The organism is Pseudomonas eutrophicaquae, assembly GCF_023544715.1.
Classification (GTDB): domain Bacteria; phylum Pseudomonadota; class Gammaproteobacteria; order Pseudomonadales; family Pseudomonadaceae; genus Geopseudomonas.
In genome coordinates this window covers 1-16,418 of sequence record NZ_JAMJEZ010000011.1, presented here as the reverse complement: position 1 = coordinate 16,418, position 16,418 = coordinate 1, and the positions used below count along the sequence as shown (strand labels likewise).

General features: G+C 67.1%; 12 protein-coding genes. 2 read left to right on the top strand and 10 right to left on the bottom strand.

Annotated features, from left to right (window positions below; genetic code table 11):
- The first annotated feature begins 20 nt into the window (after positions 1-20).
- Entirely contained in the window at positions 21-1,430 is a 1,410-nt protein-coding gene (thrC, locus tag MXC11_RS06940) for a threonine synthase (RefSeq protein ID WP_250006956.1), read from the top strand.
- Between the two features lie 131 nt (positions 1,431-1,561).
- Here the strand turns inward: thrC and MXC11_RS06935 are convergent, their stop codons facing one another.
- The 5 genes from MXC11_RS06935 to lnt form a co-directional block, all read right to left on the bottom strand.
- Positions 1,562-2,866 (bottom strand): lytic murein transglycosylase, encoded by a 1,305-nt coding sequence (locus MXC11_RS06935; RefSeq protein WP_250006954.1) that lies wholly within the window; start codon positions 2,864-2,866, stop codon positions 1,562-1,564.
- A 93-nt stretch (positions 2,867-2,959) separates the two neighbouring features.
- Entirely contained in the window at positions 2,960-3,994 is a 1,035-nt protein-coding gene (gene holA, locus MXC11_RS06930) for a DNA polymerase III subunit delta (protein ID WP_250006951.1), read from the bottom strand.
- 37 nt (positions 3,995-4,031) lie between these two features.
- Positions 4,032-4,595: an LPS-assembly lipoprotein LptE gene (locus tag MXC11_RS06925; protein WP_250006949.1), complete on the bottom strand. Its 564-nt coding sequence runs from the start codon at positions 4,593-4,595 to the stop codon at positions 4,032-4,034.
- Positions 4,596-4,655: 60 nt separating this feature from the next.
- Complete coding sequence (gene leuS, locus MXC11_RS06920) at positions 4,656-7,274, bottom strand: leucine--tRNA ligase (protein WP_250006946.1); 2,619 nt, start codon at positions 7,272-7,274, stop codon at positions 4,656-4,658.
- A 74-nt stretch (positions 7,275-7,348) separates the two neighbouring features.
- Positions 7,349-8,869 carry an apolipoprotein N-acyltransferase gene (gene lnt / locus MXC11_RS06915; RefSeq protein ID WP_250006944.1) on the bottom strand — a complete coding sequence of 507 codons (1,521 nt, stop codon included), beginning with the start codon at positions 8,867-8,869 and terminating at the stop codon, positions 7,349-7,351.
- A 134-nt stretch (positions 8,870-9,003) separates the two neighbouring features.
- Here lnt and hrpA point away from each other — a divergent pair, with 134 nt between their 5' ends.
- Positions 9,004-13,017, top strand: a complete 4,014-nt coding sequence (gene hrpA, locus MXC11_RS06910) for an ATP-dependent RNA helicase HrpA (protein ID WP_250006942.1) — start codon at positions 9,004-9,006, stop codon at positions 13,015-13,017.
- Between the two features lie 68 nt (positions 13,018-13,085).
- Here the strand turns inward: hrpA and MXC11_RS06905 are convergent, their stop codons facing one another.
- The 5 genes from MXC11_RS06905 to MXC11_RS06885 all read right to left on the bottom strand — a co-directional run.
- Positions 13,086-13,616 carry a hypothetical protein gene (locus MXC11_RS06905; RefSeq protein ID WP_250006940.1) on the bottom strand — a complete coding sequence of 177 codons (531 nt, stop codon included), beginning with the start codon at positions 13,614-13,616 and terminating at the stop codon, positions 13,086-13,088.
- Positions 13,617-13,642: 26 nt separating this feature from the next.
- A complete protein-coding gene (locus MXC11_RS06900) occupies positions 13,643-14,848 on the bottom strand; it encodes a GGDEF domain-containing protein (protein ID WP_250006938.1) in 1,206 nt (401 codons plus the stop codon).
- Positions 14,817-15,194, bottom strand: a complete 378-nt coding sequence (locus MXC11_RS06895; RefSeq protein WP_250006936.1) for a hypothetical protein — start codon at positions 15,192-15,194, stop codon at positions 14,817-14,819. The genes MXC11_RS06900 and MXC11_RS06895 overlap by 32 nt, the downstream gene beginning before the upstream one ends.
- Positions 15,195-15,205: 11 nt before the next feature.
- The gene (locus MXC11_RS06890) at positions 15,206-15,874 is read right to left on the bottom strand and encodes a transporter substrate-binding domain-containing protein (RefSeq protein ID WP_250006934.1); all 669 of its coding nucleotides are present in this window, start codon (positions 15,872-15,874) and stop codon (positions 15,206-15,208) included.
- A 112-nt stretch (positions 15,875-15,986) separates the two neighbouring features.
- A partial coding sequence (locus MXC11_RS06885; protein WP_250006933.1) for a transposase occupies positions 15,987-16,418 on the bottom strand: 432 nt, incomplete at its 5' end.

The window sequence follows — 16,418 nt, the reverse complement described above, 5'->3', positions numbered from 1 at the left end:
CAAGAAAAGGTTCGTTCCCCATGCGTTATATCAGTACCCGCGGCCAGGCCCCGGTTCTCAACTTTGAAGATGTACTGCTCGCCGGCCTCGCCAGCGACGGCGGCCTGTATGTACCGGAAAACCTGCCGCATTTCACCGTCGAGGAAATCGCCTCCTGGGCGGGGCTGCCCTATCACGAGCTGGCCTTCCGGGTGATGCGCCCGTTCGTGGCCGGCTCGATTGCCGACGTGGACTTCAAGCGCATCCTTGAAGAGACCTACGGCGTGTTCGCCCACAAGGCGGTGGCGCCGCTGACCCAGCTGGGCGCCAACGAGTGGGTGCTGGAGCTGTTCCAGGGTCCGACCCTGGCGTTCAAGGACTTCGCCCTGCAGCTGCTTGGCCGCCTGTTGGACCATGTGCTGGCCAAGCGCAACGAGCGCGTGGTGATCATGGGCGCCACCTCCGGCGATACCGGCTCGGCGGCGATCGAAGGCTGCAAGGCCTGCGAGAATGTCGATATCTTCATCATGCACCCGCACAACCGCGTGTCCGAGGTGCAGCGCCGGCAGATGACTACCATCCTTGGCGAGAACATCCACAACATCGCCATCGAAGGCAACTTCGACGACTGCCAGGAGATGGTCAAGGCCAGCTTTGCCGATCAGGGCTTCCTCAAGGGCACCCGTCTGGTGGCGGTCAACTCGATCAACTGGGCGCGGATCATGGCCCAGATCGTCTACTACTTCCACGCCGCGCTGCAGCTCGGCGCACCGCACCGCTCGGTAGCCTTCTCGGTGCCGACCGGCAACTTCGGCGACATCTTTGCCGGTTACCTCGCGCGCAACATGGGTCTGCCGATCAATCAGCTGATCGTTGCCACCAACCGCAACGACATCCTGCACCGCTTCATGTCCGGCAACCGCTACGACAAGGACACCCTGCATCCGACCCTGTCGCCGTCGATGGACATCATGGTCTCGTCGAACTTCGAGCGCCTGCTGTTCGACCTGCATGGCCGCAACGGCGCGGCGGTCGCGGCACTGATGGATACCTTCAAGGCGACCGGTCAGCTGGCGGTGGAAGAAGATCGCTGGACTGAAGCGCGTCGCCTGTTCGACTCGCTGGCGGTGGGCGATGAGGCCACCTGCGCGACCATCGCCGAGGTGCATGCCGAGACCGGCTACCTGCTCGATCCGCACACCGCGATCGGCGTCAAGGCCGCCCGCGAGTGCCGGCGCAGCCTGGCGCTGCCGATGGTGGTGCTGGGGACCGCGCATCCGGTCAAGTTCCCGGAGGCGGTGGAGAAGGCGGGCATCGATGCCGTACCGCAGCTGCCGCCGCATCTGGCTGACCTGTTCCAGCGCGAGGAGCGCTGCACCGTGCTGGCCAACGACCTGAAGACGGTGCAGCAGTTCGTCAGCGCCCACGGCAACCGCGGCAAACCGCTGTAAGCCCTGCGCGATGCACAAAAAAGGCTGACTGCTTGCAGTCGGCCTTTTGCGTTTTGGGCAGCTGCCGGCGGTAGGCGCGGCAGGTGGGGCAGTGCCGCGCGGGCGGTTACGCTGACGCGACGGCGAGGGTTTCAGTGTGGGGTGTCACGCAGTGCTTCCAGCAGGCGCAGGGTCGGGTGACCATCGGCCGGCCAGCCGAGCTGCTGCTGGCTGGCACGCACCGCACGGCGGGTATTGGCACCGATGATGCCGTCGCTGATTCCCGGATCAAAGCCGCGGGCAGAGAGCTGCTGCTGCAGCTCAATGCGCTGACTGCGCGACAGCGGCGGCTCGCTACGCGGCCAGCTCGCCAGAATCTGTCCGCCGCCCTCGAAGCGCTCGGCCAGCAGACCGATACCCAGCGCATAGGCCGTGGAGTTGTTGTAACGCAGGATGCTGCGGAAGTTGTCGAAGACCAAAAACGCCGGGCCGCGATGCCCGGCCGGCAGCAGCAGGCTGGCCGGCTGGCGCAGATCCAGCGCCTGGGTGCTGCCGACAATCCGCAGGCCCAGACTCAGCCACTCACCGAGCGGGCGACGCTGCTCGGGATCGGCCAGTGCATAATCGAAGCCCGTCGGCAGCTGCACCTCGCTCCCCCAGCTCTGGCCGCTCTTCCAGCCGGAGGCTCGCAGGTAATTGGCGGTCGAGGCCAGCGCATCGGCCACCGAATGCCAGATGTCGCGCTTGCCGTTGCCATCAAAATCCACGGCATGTTGCAGGTAGGTGGTGGGGATGAACTGGGTCTGACCCATGGCCCCGGCCCAGGAGCCGAGCATGCGCTCCGGGGCGATATCCCCCTGCTGCAGGATGCGCAGGGCGGCCAGCAGCTGCTCATGGGCGAACTGCGGACGGCGCCCCTCATGAGCGAGGGTCGCCAGCGAGCGGATCACGCTCTTGTTGCCGGTATAGCCGCCGAAGTTGCTTTCCATGCCCCAGACCGCGACCAGCACCTGGCGTGGCACGCCATAGCGCCGCTCGATGGCCTCGAGCGTGCGGGCATGGCTGACCAGCAGCTGCTGGCCACGCTTGACCCGCTGCACCGAGGCTGCGCTGTCGAGATACTCCCAGATCGGCTTGCTGAACTCCGGCTGGCTGGCATCGGCGCGGATCACCGAAGGATCCGGCTGCAGCCCGGTCAAGACACGCGCCAACAGCGCCGCATTGACCCCTTCGGCCAGCGCACGCTGGCGGAACGTCTCGCGCCACTGGGCAAAGCTTTGCGCCGCTGGCGGATCGGCCTGTAGCGCCGGAGCGGGCAGGGGGGCTGCCTGGCGACTGGGCGTCAGGTTGTCAGCCGGTGGCTGGGCGCAGGCGGCCGCCTGGGCCAGCAGAAGCAGCAGCGCGCTGCGGGTCAGCAGGGCGTGGCGCGGCGAGGGCTGCATGAGGGCGTCGGACATGAACCGGCTTCCGGAAAAGGCAGAACGGGCGACAACCTTAGCATGCCGGAAGGCGCTGTGACTGCCCGGCAACGGTTGCAGTGTGGGGTGGATTCAGCCGCCCAGCGTCAGGCGGCCGCCGGCCAGTTGCAGGGTCAGCGCGGCCAGTCCATTCCATGGATTGCCGCTGGCCTGTCCCTTGATCTGCTCATCGATCTGCTGCGCTTCGCAGAGCAGCGCGGTGCACTGCTCAAGGCTCAGGCGCTGCAGGGCGCGACTGACCAGCGCGGGGCGTTTGCCGAACAGCGGGGGCTTGAGCTGGGCGATGGCCCGCTCGGCGGGCACCCCACGAGCCTGCTGTAGCAGCAGGCCCGCCAGCAGGCGCAGTTCGCGGGTCAGACCCCAGAGGACCACTGGTGCCTCGACACCCTCAGCGCGCAGACCGGTCAGCATGCGCAGGGCATGGGCGCGCTCGCCGGCCAGCGCCGCATCCAGCAGGCCGAACAGGTCAAAGCGCGCACTGTCGGCAACACTGGCTTGTACGGTGGCGGTGTCCAGCATCGTTCCGTCAGCCAGCAGGCGCAGTTTTTCGATCTCCTGCACGGCGGCCAGCAGGTTGCCCTCCGTGCGTGCGACCAGCAGATCGAGCGCCTCGGGGCTGGCGGCAAGGCCAGCCTGGGCGAGGCGCTGCTGCAGCCAGGCCGGCAGCTGGGCAGCATCCACCGGCCAGATCGCCACGAACTGGCTGTGGGTGCTTTCGATCAGCGCCTTCGCCCATTTGCTTTTCTGGGTCTTGCTGTCCAGGCGCGGCAGGCTGATCAGCAGGACGGTGTCTTCGGCCGGGCGGGCCAGGTAGTCGAGCAGGGCGGCGGTACCGGCGTCTCCCGGTTTGCCACTGGGCAGGCGCAGTTCCAGTAGGCGCCGCTCGGCAAACAGCGACAGGCTGGCGCCGGCTTCGCGCAGGATGTTCCAGTCAAAGCCGGCATCGGCATGCAAAACCTGCCGCTCGCTGAAGTCCTGCTGGCGGCAGGCGCTGCGCACCGCATCACAGGCTTCCTGGCAGAGCAGCGGCTCGTCCCCGCTGATCACATAGACCGGCGCCAGCGGTCCTTGCAGGTGACGAGCCAGCTGGTTGGCGTTGAGTTTCATGCAGGCCATTCAGGACGGGGCGCAGGCCCCGTCCCGCTCACTGGGCGGCCGCGGGCGTGGCCGCACGGCGCGCTTCAGCACGCTGCTCAGCGTCACGCTGCAGCTGCTCGAGACGCTCCTGCGTCAGCTGCTGCAGGCGCAGGGACATCTGCTGCACCAGCTCGCGGCGCATTTCGCGGCGCAGCTGGGCGGCTTCCTGGCTTGAGCCGATCAGGTTGCTGTCGTCCTGCACATAGACCTTCTGCACTTCAAGTCGATCGGCGAGCAGCAGCAGATCGGCCCGGTCACGCAGCTCGAAGTCGAGGATGGTGGTCAGTTCATACTCGGCACTGCGCGCCGAGCGGGTCACGCTGGCGGTGCGCTGGTTCTGCGTTTCGTTGACCAGCACAAGGCGCCAGGCAGCGTCGGGGCTGATGCGCACGCCACGGCTTTCCAGCAGCTGGCGCAGGTCGCGGTTCAGCTCGCCGTAGGCATTGCGGGCGCGCAGATCCAGTTCCTGCACGGCAAAATCATTCCCGGCAGTGCCACGCAGCTGGAAGCCGCAGGCACTGAGCAGGGTGGCCAGTATCACCAGCAGCAGGCCGGAGAGACTACGTTTCATCAGGCTTCCCTCATGTGAAACGCCGCCCGCAGGGGCGGGCGGCCGATTGGACGCGATGCGTCAGTTGGCGACGATATTGACCAGCTTGCCGGGGACCACGATCACCTTGCGGATGGTGGTGCCTTCGGTGAAGCGCAGCACGTTCTCGTTGGCACGCGCGGTCGCCTCGACCTCCTCGCGGGAGGCGCTGGCCGGCACGGCAATATGACCGCGCAGCTTGCCGTTGACCTGCACCACCAGCTCCAGGGTGTCCTGCACCAGAGCGGCTTCATCGACCTGCGGCCAGGGCGCGTCGATCACATGGTCGCCGTGACCCAGCGCCTGCCACAGGGCGTGCGCGATGTGCGGGGTGATGGGCGAGAGCAGCAGGGTGACGGCTTCCAGACCTTCCTGCAGCAGGGCGCGGTCCTGAGCGGTCGCGGTCGGTGCCTTCTCCAGCACGTTCATCAGGGTCATCACCTGGGCGATGGCGGTGTTGAACTTGCGGTGCTGGCCGATATCGCTGCTGGCCTGGCGGATCGCCTGGTGGATGGCGCGGCGGATGCCCTTCTGTGCCTCGTCCAGCGCGGCCTTGTCCAGCGCGCCCGGCAGACCGGCAGCGACGTGGCTCTGGGCCAGGCGCCAGACGCGGCGCAGGAAGCGGCTGGCGCCCTCGACGCCGGAGTCGGACCATTCCAGACTCATCTCCGGCGGCGCGGCGAACATCATAAACAGACGGCAGGTGTCGGCACCGTACTGCTCGATCATGGTCTGCGGGTCGACGCCGTTGTTCTTCGACTTGGACATCTTTTCGGTGCCGCCGATTTCCACCGGCAGGCCGTCGCTCTTCAGGATGGCCGACAGCGGCTTGCCCTTGGCATCGGTCTGTACCTCGACATCCGCCGGGTTGAACCACAGCTTGCTGCCGTTGTCCTGCAGGCGGTAGTAGGTCTCGGCGATCACCATGCCCTGGGTCAGCAGGTTGGTGAACGGCTCGTCGCTCTGCACCAGGCCTTCGTCACGCATCAGCTTGTGGAAGAAGCGCGCATACAAAAGGTGCAGGATGGCGTGCTCGATGCCGCCGATGTACTGATCAACCGGCAGCCAGTGATTGGCGGCCTGCGGATCGACCATACCGCCCTCGAACTTGGGCGAGGCGTAGCGGGCGTAGTACCAGGAGCTTTCCACGAAGGTGTCCATGGTGTCGGTTTCACGCTTGGCCGGCGCGCCGCACTTCGGGCAGCTGCAGTCGTAGAACTCCGGCATGCGCGCCAGCGGGCTGCCGGCACCGTCTGGCACCACGTCCTCGGGCAGCACCACCGGCAGCTGGTCTTCCGGCACCGGCACGTCGCCGCAATGCTCGCAATGGATGATCGGGATCGGGCAGCCCCAGTAGCGCTGGCGGCTGATGCCCCAGTCGCGCAGGCGGAAGCGGGTCTGCTTCTCGCCATGGCCACAGGCTTCGAGGTCAGCGACGATGGCATCGAAGGCGGCCTGGAACTCGAGGTTGTCGTACTGGCCGCTGTTGACGGTGGTGAGCCCCGCCTTGTCGGCGTACCAGTCCTGCCACTGGGCGGCGTCGAAGGCGGCGTCGCCTTCGCTCTGGCGGTAAACCTGCACGATCGGCAGACCGTACTTGTTGGCGAACTCGAAGTCGCGCTCGTCGTGGGCCGGCACCGCCATCACCGCGCCCTCGCCGTAGCCGGCCAGCACATAGTTGGCGACGAACACAGGGAGCTTGTTGCCGGTCAGCGGATGGATGACGAACTGGCCGGTGGCCATGCCCTTCTTCTCCATGGTCGCCACATCGGCCTCGGCCACTGAGCCGGCCTTGCACTCGGCGATGAAGGTGGCCAGCGCCGGGTTGCCTTCGGCGGCGCGCTGGGCCAGCGCGTGTTCGGCGGCGACGGCGACATAGGTGGCGCCCATCAGGGTATCCGGACGGGTCGAGTAGACCTTCAGGCGGCCCTCGCCGCCGCAGCTCTCGGCGTCGTAGTCGAACTCGATGTCGGCACCAAAGCTCTTGCCGATCCAGTTGCGCTGCATGGTCTTGACCTGCTCAGGCCAGCCGTCGAGCTTGTCCAGATCCGCCAGCAGCTCCTCCGCATAGGCGGTGATGCGGAAGTAGTACATGGGGATTTCGCGCTTCTCGATCAGCGCGCCAGAGCGCCAGCCGCGGCCGTCGATCACCTGCTCGTTGGCCAGCACGGTCTGGTCCACCGGGTCCCAGTTGACCGTGCCGTTCTTGCGGTAGATCACGCCCTTCTCGAACAGGCGGGTGAACAGCCACTGCTCCCAGCGGTAGTAGTCCGGCTTGCAGGTGGTCACCTCGCGCGACCAGTCGACTGCGAGACCCAGGCTTTTGAGCTGGGTCTTCATATAGTCGATGTTGGCGTAGGTCCAGGCCGCCGGGGCGACCTGATTCTGCATCGCGGCGTTTTCCGCCGGCATGCCGAAGGCGTCCCAGCCCATCGGCTGCAGCACGTTCTTGCCCTGCATGCGCTGATAGCGGGCGATCACGTCACCGATGGTGTAGTTGCGCACGTGCCCCATGTGTAGCTTGCCGCTCGGGTAGGGGAACATCGACAGGCAATAGAAAGCGTCCTTGCCGGGCTGCTCGCTCACTTCAAAGGATTTTTGCGCGTCCCAGTGGGACTGCGCGGCGGCTTCGATATCGCGGGGCTGATACTGTTCGTGCATGGCTCTGCCGGAGTGAAAATGAGGGGGAATGCAAAGCGCCCAAGCATACATGAGCGCTGCAGTTCTGGGGACGGTTAGCGCCGCGACTCGCGCCGGCGCTGCAACAGGGCATGGCCCAGCAGCAGCAGGCACAGGCTGCCCAGCGGGACGAGTCCCCAGCGCAGGTAGGGTGTCAGCCCCTGCATGGGCAGCACCTCGCCATGCAGCAGGGTGCGCTCGAAGGATGGCGCCTGTGCACTCAGCCGCCCCTGCGGGTCGATCAGCGCGGTGACGCCATTGTTGGTGGCGCGGATCATCCAGCGGCCGCTTTCCAGCGCGCGCATCTGCGCCATCTGCAGGTGTTGCAGCGGGCCGATCGAGCGGCCGAACCAGGCGTCGTTGCTGACGGTCAGCAGCAGCTGGCTGTCAGCAGCCAGGGCGGCGGCAAACTGCGGGTAGACCACCTCGTAACAGATGAAAGGGGCAATCGCGTAACCCTTTGCCTGCAGCAGCGATTGCCCGGCCGGGCCGCGGGCAAAGTCGGACATCGGCAGGTCAAAGAAGGCAATCAGCCCGCGCAGCAGCTCCTGCAGCGGCACGTATTCCCCAAACGGCACCAGCTTCTGCTTGAAGTACAGCCCATCGCCCTCACCCAGCGCCTGCAGGGCGTTGTAGTAGCGGTTGCGGCCCTCGGCATCGGTTTCCCGCACCGGCAGTCCGGTGATCAGCGCCGCCTGACGCTCGCGGGCCCGTTGCGCCATCACCCCGAGGTAGCCCTCGGCGTATTCCTTGAGCACCGGCACGGCGGTTTCCGGCCAGACATACAGATCGGCCGGGGCGGCATTGAGGGTCAGCTCGCGGTACAGCGCCAGTTGCGCCTGCAGCTGCTGCGGCTGCCACTTGAGATCCTGCTCGATATTGCCCTGCACGGCGGTGACCTTGAGCGGTGCGCCGGCCGGCTGCGTCCAGGCCTGTCCCTTGAGCAGCAGACCGCTCGCCCAGGGCAGTGCCAGCAACAGCAGGGCCATCAGCAGACGTGGGCGCTGTGGGTAGCAGGCCTGCAGATTGACCAGCAGCGCCGCGCTCAGCGCCAGGCTGAACGACAGCAGCCAGACCCCGCCGAGCGGCGCCAGCCCGGCCAGTGGCCCGTCGAGCTGGGCGTAGCCGGCATACAGCCAGGGGAAGCCGGTCAGCAGCCAGCTGCGCAGCCACTCCAGCGCCAGCCACAGGGCCGCAAAACTCAACGCATCGCTCAGCGGCGCCTGTGTGCGGCGCAGCCAGCGGCACCAGAGCCAGGCGGGCAGGGCGAAGAGCAGTCCGAGCCCGGCGACAAACAGCAGGGTCAGCAGCGCCGCCAGTGGCACCGGGGCCGCGCCGTATTCATGGATGCTCACATACACCCAGCTGGTGCCGGCGGCAAAGGTGCCAAAGCCGTACCACCAGCCGCGCCAGAAGCCGTGGCGACCCTCGCTCTGGCGCAGGCTCAGATAGAACAGCGCGATCGACAGCAGCCCCAGCGGCCACAGATCGAAGGGCGCCAGGGCCAGCGGCATCAGGGCGCCGGCGGCCAGCGCAATGAGGTGGCCCGGCCAGCCGGGGCGGGAAATCCAGTGCATGACAGCTCCTTGAGTGAGGCAGGCGCGCAGCTTAAAGCAGCCATGCGGTCAGCGGCCAGACACGCCTCGGTGCGCCGCGGTCGGCAAATCTGCGACAATCGCCGCCCTCTGCCGAATCAGCCGATGCCTGCCCGATGAGTGACGCCGTACCCGCCCTCGCCCCCTTGCTCAATAACCTCGATCAGGCGCTCAACGCCGACCGCCACCGCCTGCGCCGCCAGCTGCTCGAGCTTAAAAAACGCCCGGACGAGGCCCGGCTGGCGCAGTGGCTGGAGCGCTTTCAGGCCTCCTGTGCCAAGGTCGCCGCGCGGCGCGCCAGCGTGCCGCGCATCCGCTACGACGACGCCCTGCCGATCGCCGCGCGCCGCGAGGAGATCCGCGCTGCCATCGAGCAGCATCAGGTGGTGGTGATCGCCGGCGAGACCGGCTCGGGCAAGACCACCCAGCTGCCGAAGATCTGTCTGGAGGCCGGGCGCGGCGTGTTCGGCCTGATCGGCCACACCCAGCCACGCCGCCTGGCCGCGCGCAGCGTCGCTACCCGGGTTGCCGAGGAGCTGGGCACGCCGCTCGGCGAGCTGGTCGGCTACCAGGTGCGCTTTGAGGATCACAGCGGCGAGCAGTCGCTGGTCAAGCTGATGACCGACGGCATCCTGCTCGCCGAGACTCAGCACGACCGCTTCCTCGAGAAGTACGACACGCTGATCGTCGACGAGGCCCACGAGCGCAGCCTGAACATCGATTTTCTGCTCGGCTACCTGAAGAACCTGCTGCCGCGCCGTCCCGGCCTCAAGGTGATCATCACCTCGGCGACCATCGACCTGGAGCGCTTCTCCAAGCATTTCAACGACGCGCCGATCATCGAGGTGTCAGGGCGCACCTACCCGGTGGAGACCTGGTACCGGCCGCTGGCCGCCGAGCTGGACGAGAACGGCGAGCCGCTGTTCGACGACCTGTCGGTGGATCAGGGCATCCTGCGCGCCCTCGAGGAGATCGAGGCGCACGAGCGCGCGATCGGCAAGCGCCCCGGCGACGTGCTGGTGTTCCTGCCCGGCGAGCGCGAGATCCGCGAGGCCGCCGAGGTGCTGCGCAAGGCCAACCTGCGCCACACCGAGGTGCTGCCGCTGTACGCCCGCCTGACCCCGGCCGAGCAGCAGAAGATCTTCAAGCCTGCCGGCGGGCGCAAGATCGTGCTGGCCACCAACGTCGCTGAGACCTCGCTGACCGTGCCGGGCATCCGCTACGTGATTGACTCGGGCACCGCGCGTATCAGCCGCTACAGCTACCGTTCCAAAGTCCAGCGCCTGCCCATCGAGGCGGTGTCGCAGGCCAGCGCCAACCAGCGCAAGGGCCGTTGCGGGCGGGTCGAGCCGGGCATCTGCATCCGCCTGTACAGCGAGGAGGACTTCCTCTCCCGCCCGGAATTTACTGATCCGGAGATCCTGCGCACCAACCTCGCTGCGGTGATCCTGCAGATGCTGCATCTGCGCCTCGGCGATATCAGCGAATTCCCGTTCATCGAGCCCCCGGAAGGCAAGGCGATCAGCGACGGCTTCAACCTGCTGCAGGAACTCTCCGCGGTCGGCCGCGACAACCAGCTCACTCCGCTGGGCCGCCAGCTGGCGCGCCTGCCGATCGACCCGCGCTTGGGCCGCATGCTGCTGGAAGGCGCGCAGCAGGGCAGCCTCGCCGAGGTGCTGGTGATCGCCAGCGCCCTGTCGGTGCAGGACCCACGCGAGCGGCCGATGGAGCGCCAGCAGGCCGCCGACCAGGCCCATGCGCAGTGGAAGAACCCCGATTCCGACTTCGCCGCGCTGATCAACCTGTGGCACGGTTTCGAGGCGCAGCGCCAGGCGCTGGGTGCCAACGCGCTGCGCAACTGGTGCCGGCGCAACTTCCTCAACTACCTGCGCCTGCGCGAGTGGCGTGACGCCCACCGCCAGCTGCTGCTCACCTGCCGCGACCTCAAGCTGCCGCTGAACAAGCTGGAAGCGCCGGAGCCGGTCGCCGCGCCCGTGGTGACCGGAGAGCTCGACCAGCGTGCCCGCCAGGCCATTGCCGCCCAGGACGAGCGCCAGCAGGCCGCGCAGACCCTGAAGAACTACGCCGCGGTGCACAAGGCGCTGCTCGCGGGCCTGCTCAGTCAGATCGGCCAGAAGACCGAGGAGGGTGACTACAACGGCGCCCGCCAGCGGCGCTTCTGGCTGCACCCGGGCAGCAGTATCGGCCGCAAGCGCCCGCAGTGGGTAATGGCCGCCGAACTGGTGGAAACCACCAAGCTGTTCGCCCGCATGGTGGCGAAGATCGACCCGGACTGGATCGAGCCGCTGGCGCCGCACCTGGTGAAGAAGAACCATCTGGAGCCGCACTGGGAGAAGAAGCGCGGCCAGGTGGTGGCCTTCGAGCAGGTGACCCTGTACGGGCTGATCATCGTCGGCCGCCGGCCGGTGCACTACGGACCGATTGAGCCAACTGCGGCAAGGGAGCTGTTTATCCGCGAAGGTCTGGTGCGCGGCGAGATCAACAGCCGCGCCAAGTGCCTCACCGCCAACCGCCAGCTGCTCGAGAAGCTCGACGAGCTGGAAGCCAAGGCGCGCCGCCGCGACATCCTCGCCGACGAGGAAACCCTGTTCGCCTACTACGACGCGCGCCTGCCGGCGGACATCTACCAGACCGCCAGTTTCGAGAGCTGGTACAAGCGCGAGAGCGCGAAAAATGCGCAGCTGTTGATCATGCGCGAGGAAGACGTGCTGGCCCGCGAGGCCCGTGAGGTCACCGCGCAGCAGTATCCGGACAGCCTGAGCATCGGCCGCCTGCAGCTGCCGCTCTCCTACCATTTCGAGCCCAACCATCCGCGCGACGGTGTCACCGTGCGGGTGCCGGCGCCGCTGTTGCCGCAGCTGCCGGCCGAGCGCCTCGACTGGCTGGTGCCGGGCCTCTTGGAAGCCAAGTGCGTGGCGCTGGTGCGCGGCCTGCCCAAGGCGCTGCGCAAGAACTTCGTGCCGGTGCCGGACTTCGTCGGCGCCGCACTGGCCAAGCTGGCCTTCGCCGAGGGTTCGCTGCCCGAGGCGCTCGGCCGCGAGCTTATGCGTATGACCGGCGCCCGCGTGCCGGAGGAGGCCTGGGCGGAGTCCGCCGTCCAGCTGGACAGCCACCTGAAGATGAACATCGAGGTGGTCGACGCGCGCGGCAAGTTCCTCGGCGAGGGCCGCGACCTGGCCGAGCTGACCGCGCGCTTCGCCGAAGCCAGCCAGGCGGCGCTGGCCATCCCCGAAAGCCGCGCCGAGGCCAAACCGGTCGAGGCCAAGGGCTTTCGCGTGGCCGCGAGCACCCAGCAGAAGATCGCCGGGCTGTCGCTGACCGTCTACCCGGCGCTGGTCGAGGAGGGCGGCGCGGTCAAGGAAGGGCGCTTCCCGACCCAGGCCGAGGCCGAGTACCAGCACCGCCGCGCCCTGCAGCGCCTCTTGCTGCAGCAGCTGGCCGAGCCGGCCAAGTACCTGCGCGGCAAGCTGCCGGGGCTGACCGAGATGGGTCTGCTGTACCGCGAACTGGGCCGCGTCGAGTCACTGGTCGAGGACATCCTGCTGGCCAGCCTGGACAGCTGCATCCTCGACGGCAGTGACCCGCTGCCGCGCGACGGCGCCGCGCTGGCCGCGTTGGCTGAGCAGAAACGCGGCAGCTGGAGCGAGCACGCCGAGCGGCTGGCGAAGCTGGTGCTGGAAATCCTCAAGCTCTGGCATGGCCTGCAGAAGCGCTTCAAGGGGCGCATCGACCTGGCGATGGCGGTGGCGCTCAACGACATCAAGGCCCAGCTGGCCAACCTGATCTACACAGGCTTCGTGCGCCAGACCCCGGCCGAGTGGCTGAAGGAATATCCGCGTTACCTCAAGGCCATCGAGCAGCGCTTGGACAAGGTCGGCAGCCAGCTGCAGCGCGACCGGGTGTGGAGCGGCGAGCTGGCCGGCTACTGGGAGCAGTACCAGGCGCGCTTGAAGAAACACCAGCAGGAAGGCAAGCGCGACCCGGAGCTGGCGCTATACCGCTGGATGCTCGAAGAGTACCGGGTGTCGCTGTTCGCCCAGCAGCTGGGGACGAAGATGGCGGTTTCCGACAAGCGTCTGAGCAAGCAGTGGGCGCTGGTGGACGCCTGATCAGCCGCGAGCCGGCACAGCCCAAGCCAGCCCGGCAGGCGGCGCTGGCGGCTTAACCGTGGTAGCGCCTAGCGGCTTTGTGGGAGTGTCGCAGGCTCAGCCTGTGCCTCGATCAGTTCGCCACGCTCCAGCCCCTGGGCCAGCAGGGCATCGCGGGCGACCCGGTAGCAGTCCTCGACATGGGCGTTGCCGAGCAGCTTCATCGCGCCGAAGCTGACCGAGGCAGCCACCGCCTGGCCGAGCACCGGCACCAGGCGGGCGGCGGTGCGCGTACCGATCCGCACGCCGATGCCCTTGAGCGCCTGCGTGACCAGCTGACGGGTGATCAGCTGGCCGATCAAGTTGTTGCCCAGGCTGGTCGCCCCCAGCAGGATCAGGCGCTGCAGCTGCGGGTCCAGCCCGCGCACCTGCTCGGCCGCCAGACCAAATTTGCGGTTGATCGCCGGCAGCAGCTCGATTAGCAGGGCCAGATCGGTGCCCAGATCCAGGCCCGGAATCGGCAAGACCGCCGCACCCGCCGAGATACCGGCGCGGCGGGTGACCATGGCCCGGCATTCGGCGCGCAGGGCATCGAGTTGTTCGAGGGTGGTGGGCAGCATGGCGGCAGACCTGTGGCAGCGGAGGGTCAATTATGCGTCAGGGTCTGCGCTGTCCGGGAGAGGTCTGGCGCGGCGGCACTGGCCATTTCGACGCGGTTGCGGCCACTGTGCTTGGCCTTATAGAGCGCCTGGTCGGCCTGCTCGATCAGCTGTTCGATGTCCCGCGCACCGCTTTCCGGCAGGCTGGCAACGCCAGCACTGATGGTCAGCGCAACACGCTCGCCCTGCTCGCTGTACAGCTGCAGCGCCTGCGTCTGCTGGCGGATCTGCTCGGCAACCTGCCAGGCTTCATTCAAGGGCATTTCCGGCAGGATCAGCGCGAACTCCTCACCGCCATAGCGAGCGGCTAGGTCGCCCGCCCGGCGGCTGTACTGTGCAAGCACGCCGGCCAGACGGCGCAGGCAGTCATCGCCGAACAGGTGGCCGTAGGTGTCGTTGATCCGTTTGAAGTGATCCACATCCAGCATGATTAGGCACAGGTTATGGCCGTGCCGACAGGCGCGGGCGTATTCATCGAGCAGCACGCTGTCAAAGTAGCGGCGATTGGCCAGCCCGGTCATCCCGTCGCGCTGCGACAGCTGCAGCAGCTCGCGATTGGCCTGCTGCAGCTGGCGGGTCAGGTCGCTGTACTGGCGCACGCTGCGGCTGATGGTGTCCAGTTCATGGAACAGGGTGGGCGGCGGCAGCACCGTGTACTGCTCGCGGTTCAGGCCCTCGAGGGCGGCATTGCACAGCAGGATCGGTCGCAGCAGGTAACGCTGGAAGGCCAGCAGTGTCAGTGCGGTGAACAGGCCGAGCAGAAGTAACAGCCAGATGCCGTAATGGTGGGCCTGGGTGGCTTCTCGCTCGACAGCCTTGGCAATCTGCTGGGTTTTCAGCGCGGTATCAGTATTGAGGATGGCAGCCAGCTCCTGCTGGGTCTCGAGGGCTTGTCGATATTCGTGCGCGGCGCGGATGTCCAGGCGGTGCAGCGCCTCAAGATCGAGCAGCAGAGGGGCGAGGGCCTGCTGCAGGGGCGGTGCTTGTGAGGACTGCAGCGCCTGTCCCCGGCGATGCCACAGCTGCCAGTCGGTACCGATCTGCGCGAGCTGCGCGCTGCCGACCAGAAAGTGCTGCACGTCTTCATCGCTGCCGGTGGGCAGGTCCTGCAGCAGTGTATTGGCCCGATTGCGCATGGCGCTTAGTCGCAGGCGCTGGCTGTCACGCAGGCCAGCCAGTGCCTGCAGGTGCAAGAACGTGATGCCGGCACTGGCTGGCCAGGGCGCTGGCAGGATCGAAGGCGAAGCTGTCGATCAGTACCTGGGCCTGCAGGCGACTGTTGCGCGCCGCGCGCGGGTCCGGGCTCCAGTAGAGGGTTTCGATGAAGCCTGGCAGCTGCTCGACCCGCTGGGTGTTGTGGCGCCAGCGGGTCAGCTCCGGCAGGTACTCCTCGCGCACCTGATAGGCCTTGTCGATGATGCCGTTGAGCAGCGGCATGGACAGTACGATGGCGACTCCCAGCAGCAGGATGACGACCGCCACGCGTACGGTGTACGCCAGCGAGGGGTGATAGCCACCCTGTGCCTGTGGTAGCGCCATGATGCGGTTCCTCAGTAGATACTGAACGGGAAGTAGTGGCGATTGATGCGGTCGTAGACGCCATTGAGGCGGATGGCCTCGAGCGCAGCATTGAGACGTGCGAGCAGGGTCTTGTCCTGCCGGCGTACGGCGATATGCGCCTTGCTGTTGAGGCCTTCGGCGAGCAGTGGGGTGCCGATGAAATCGTAGTCGCTGGCCTCTGGACGCTGCAGGAAGCCCAGCAGGTTGATGGTGTCGGAGAGCACCAGATCAGCCTGGCCGGCCAGCAGCAGGGCAAAGGCCTCCTCCTGATGAGGCACCGGCAGCAGGCGGCTGCGGGGGTAGTGGCGGCGTGCGAAGTCAGCCTGGATGGTGTTGTCCATGACCGCCAGACGCAGACCAGCCAGGGTACCGGGCTGGCTGTCATTGGCCAGACCGATGCGTCCGGCGAAGATCGAGTGAGACTGGTAGTAGTGGTTGGTGAAGGCCACGCGCTGCCGGCGCTCGGGGGTCTGGGCCATGCTGGCGACCAGGATGTCCACCTTGCCCTGCTCAAGGCTTGGAATCAGCTGCTCCCAGACAATTGTCTGGATCATGCAGCTGACGGCCATCTCCTGACAGAGCGCCTCGGCGATCTGCACATCAAAGCCGGTCAGCCTGCCGCGGGCATCGTGATAGCTGAAGGGTACCTCTAAAAACACACATCCGAGCTGAGCCAGGCAGTGACGAGCACAACTCCTGGCATCCGAGTGCCGGGGGACGTGCTCGCAGAACATCCTTCGGCCGGTCGCGATACGCGACCGGTGGCCTGGCTCAGGCCAGTTCCAGCAGACTCGACATCCGCTTGAGGTTGTAGACCGCCGATTTGACCATCAGGCCAAACTCCGCACGGGCCAGGCCAATGCTCCGGATCATCTTGCCGCCCATCTGGGCGAGGCTGGCGAAGACATGCTCGACTCGAGCGCGGGGGCTGGCTATGCGCTTGTTCCGTGCCTTGCCCCGCTCACTGATGGGCTTGCCGGCCTGGCCCTTGCGCTGGATATGCGGCCGCCAGCCGATCATCTTGAGCCAGCGCTCCCGAGGCCCGTCGTGGTAGCCGCGATCTGCCCAGAAGTCCCGGCTGCTGTTATTCCGGTCGAGCACATCCACCAGATGCCGGGTGTCGGCCTCGCTGGCATCGCTCACCCGCACGCAGCGGATCAGCTTGTGCCGACGATCCACGCTGACCGACAGCTTGTAGCCGAA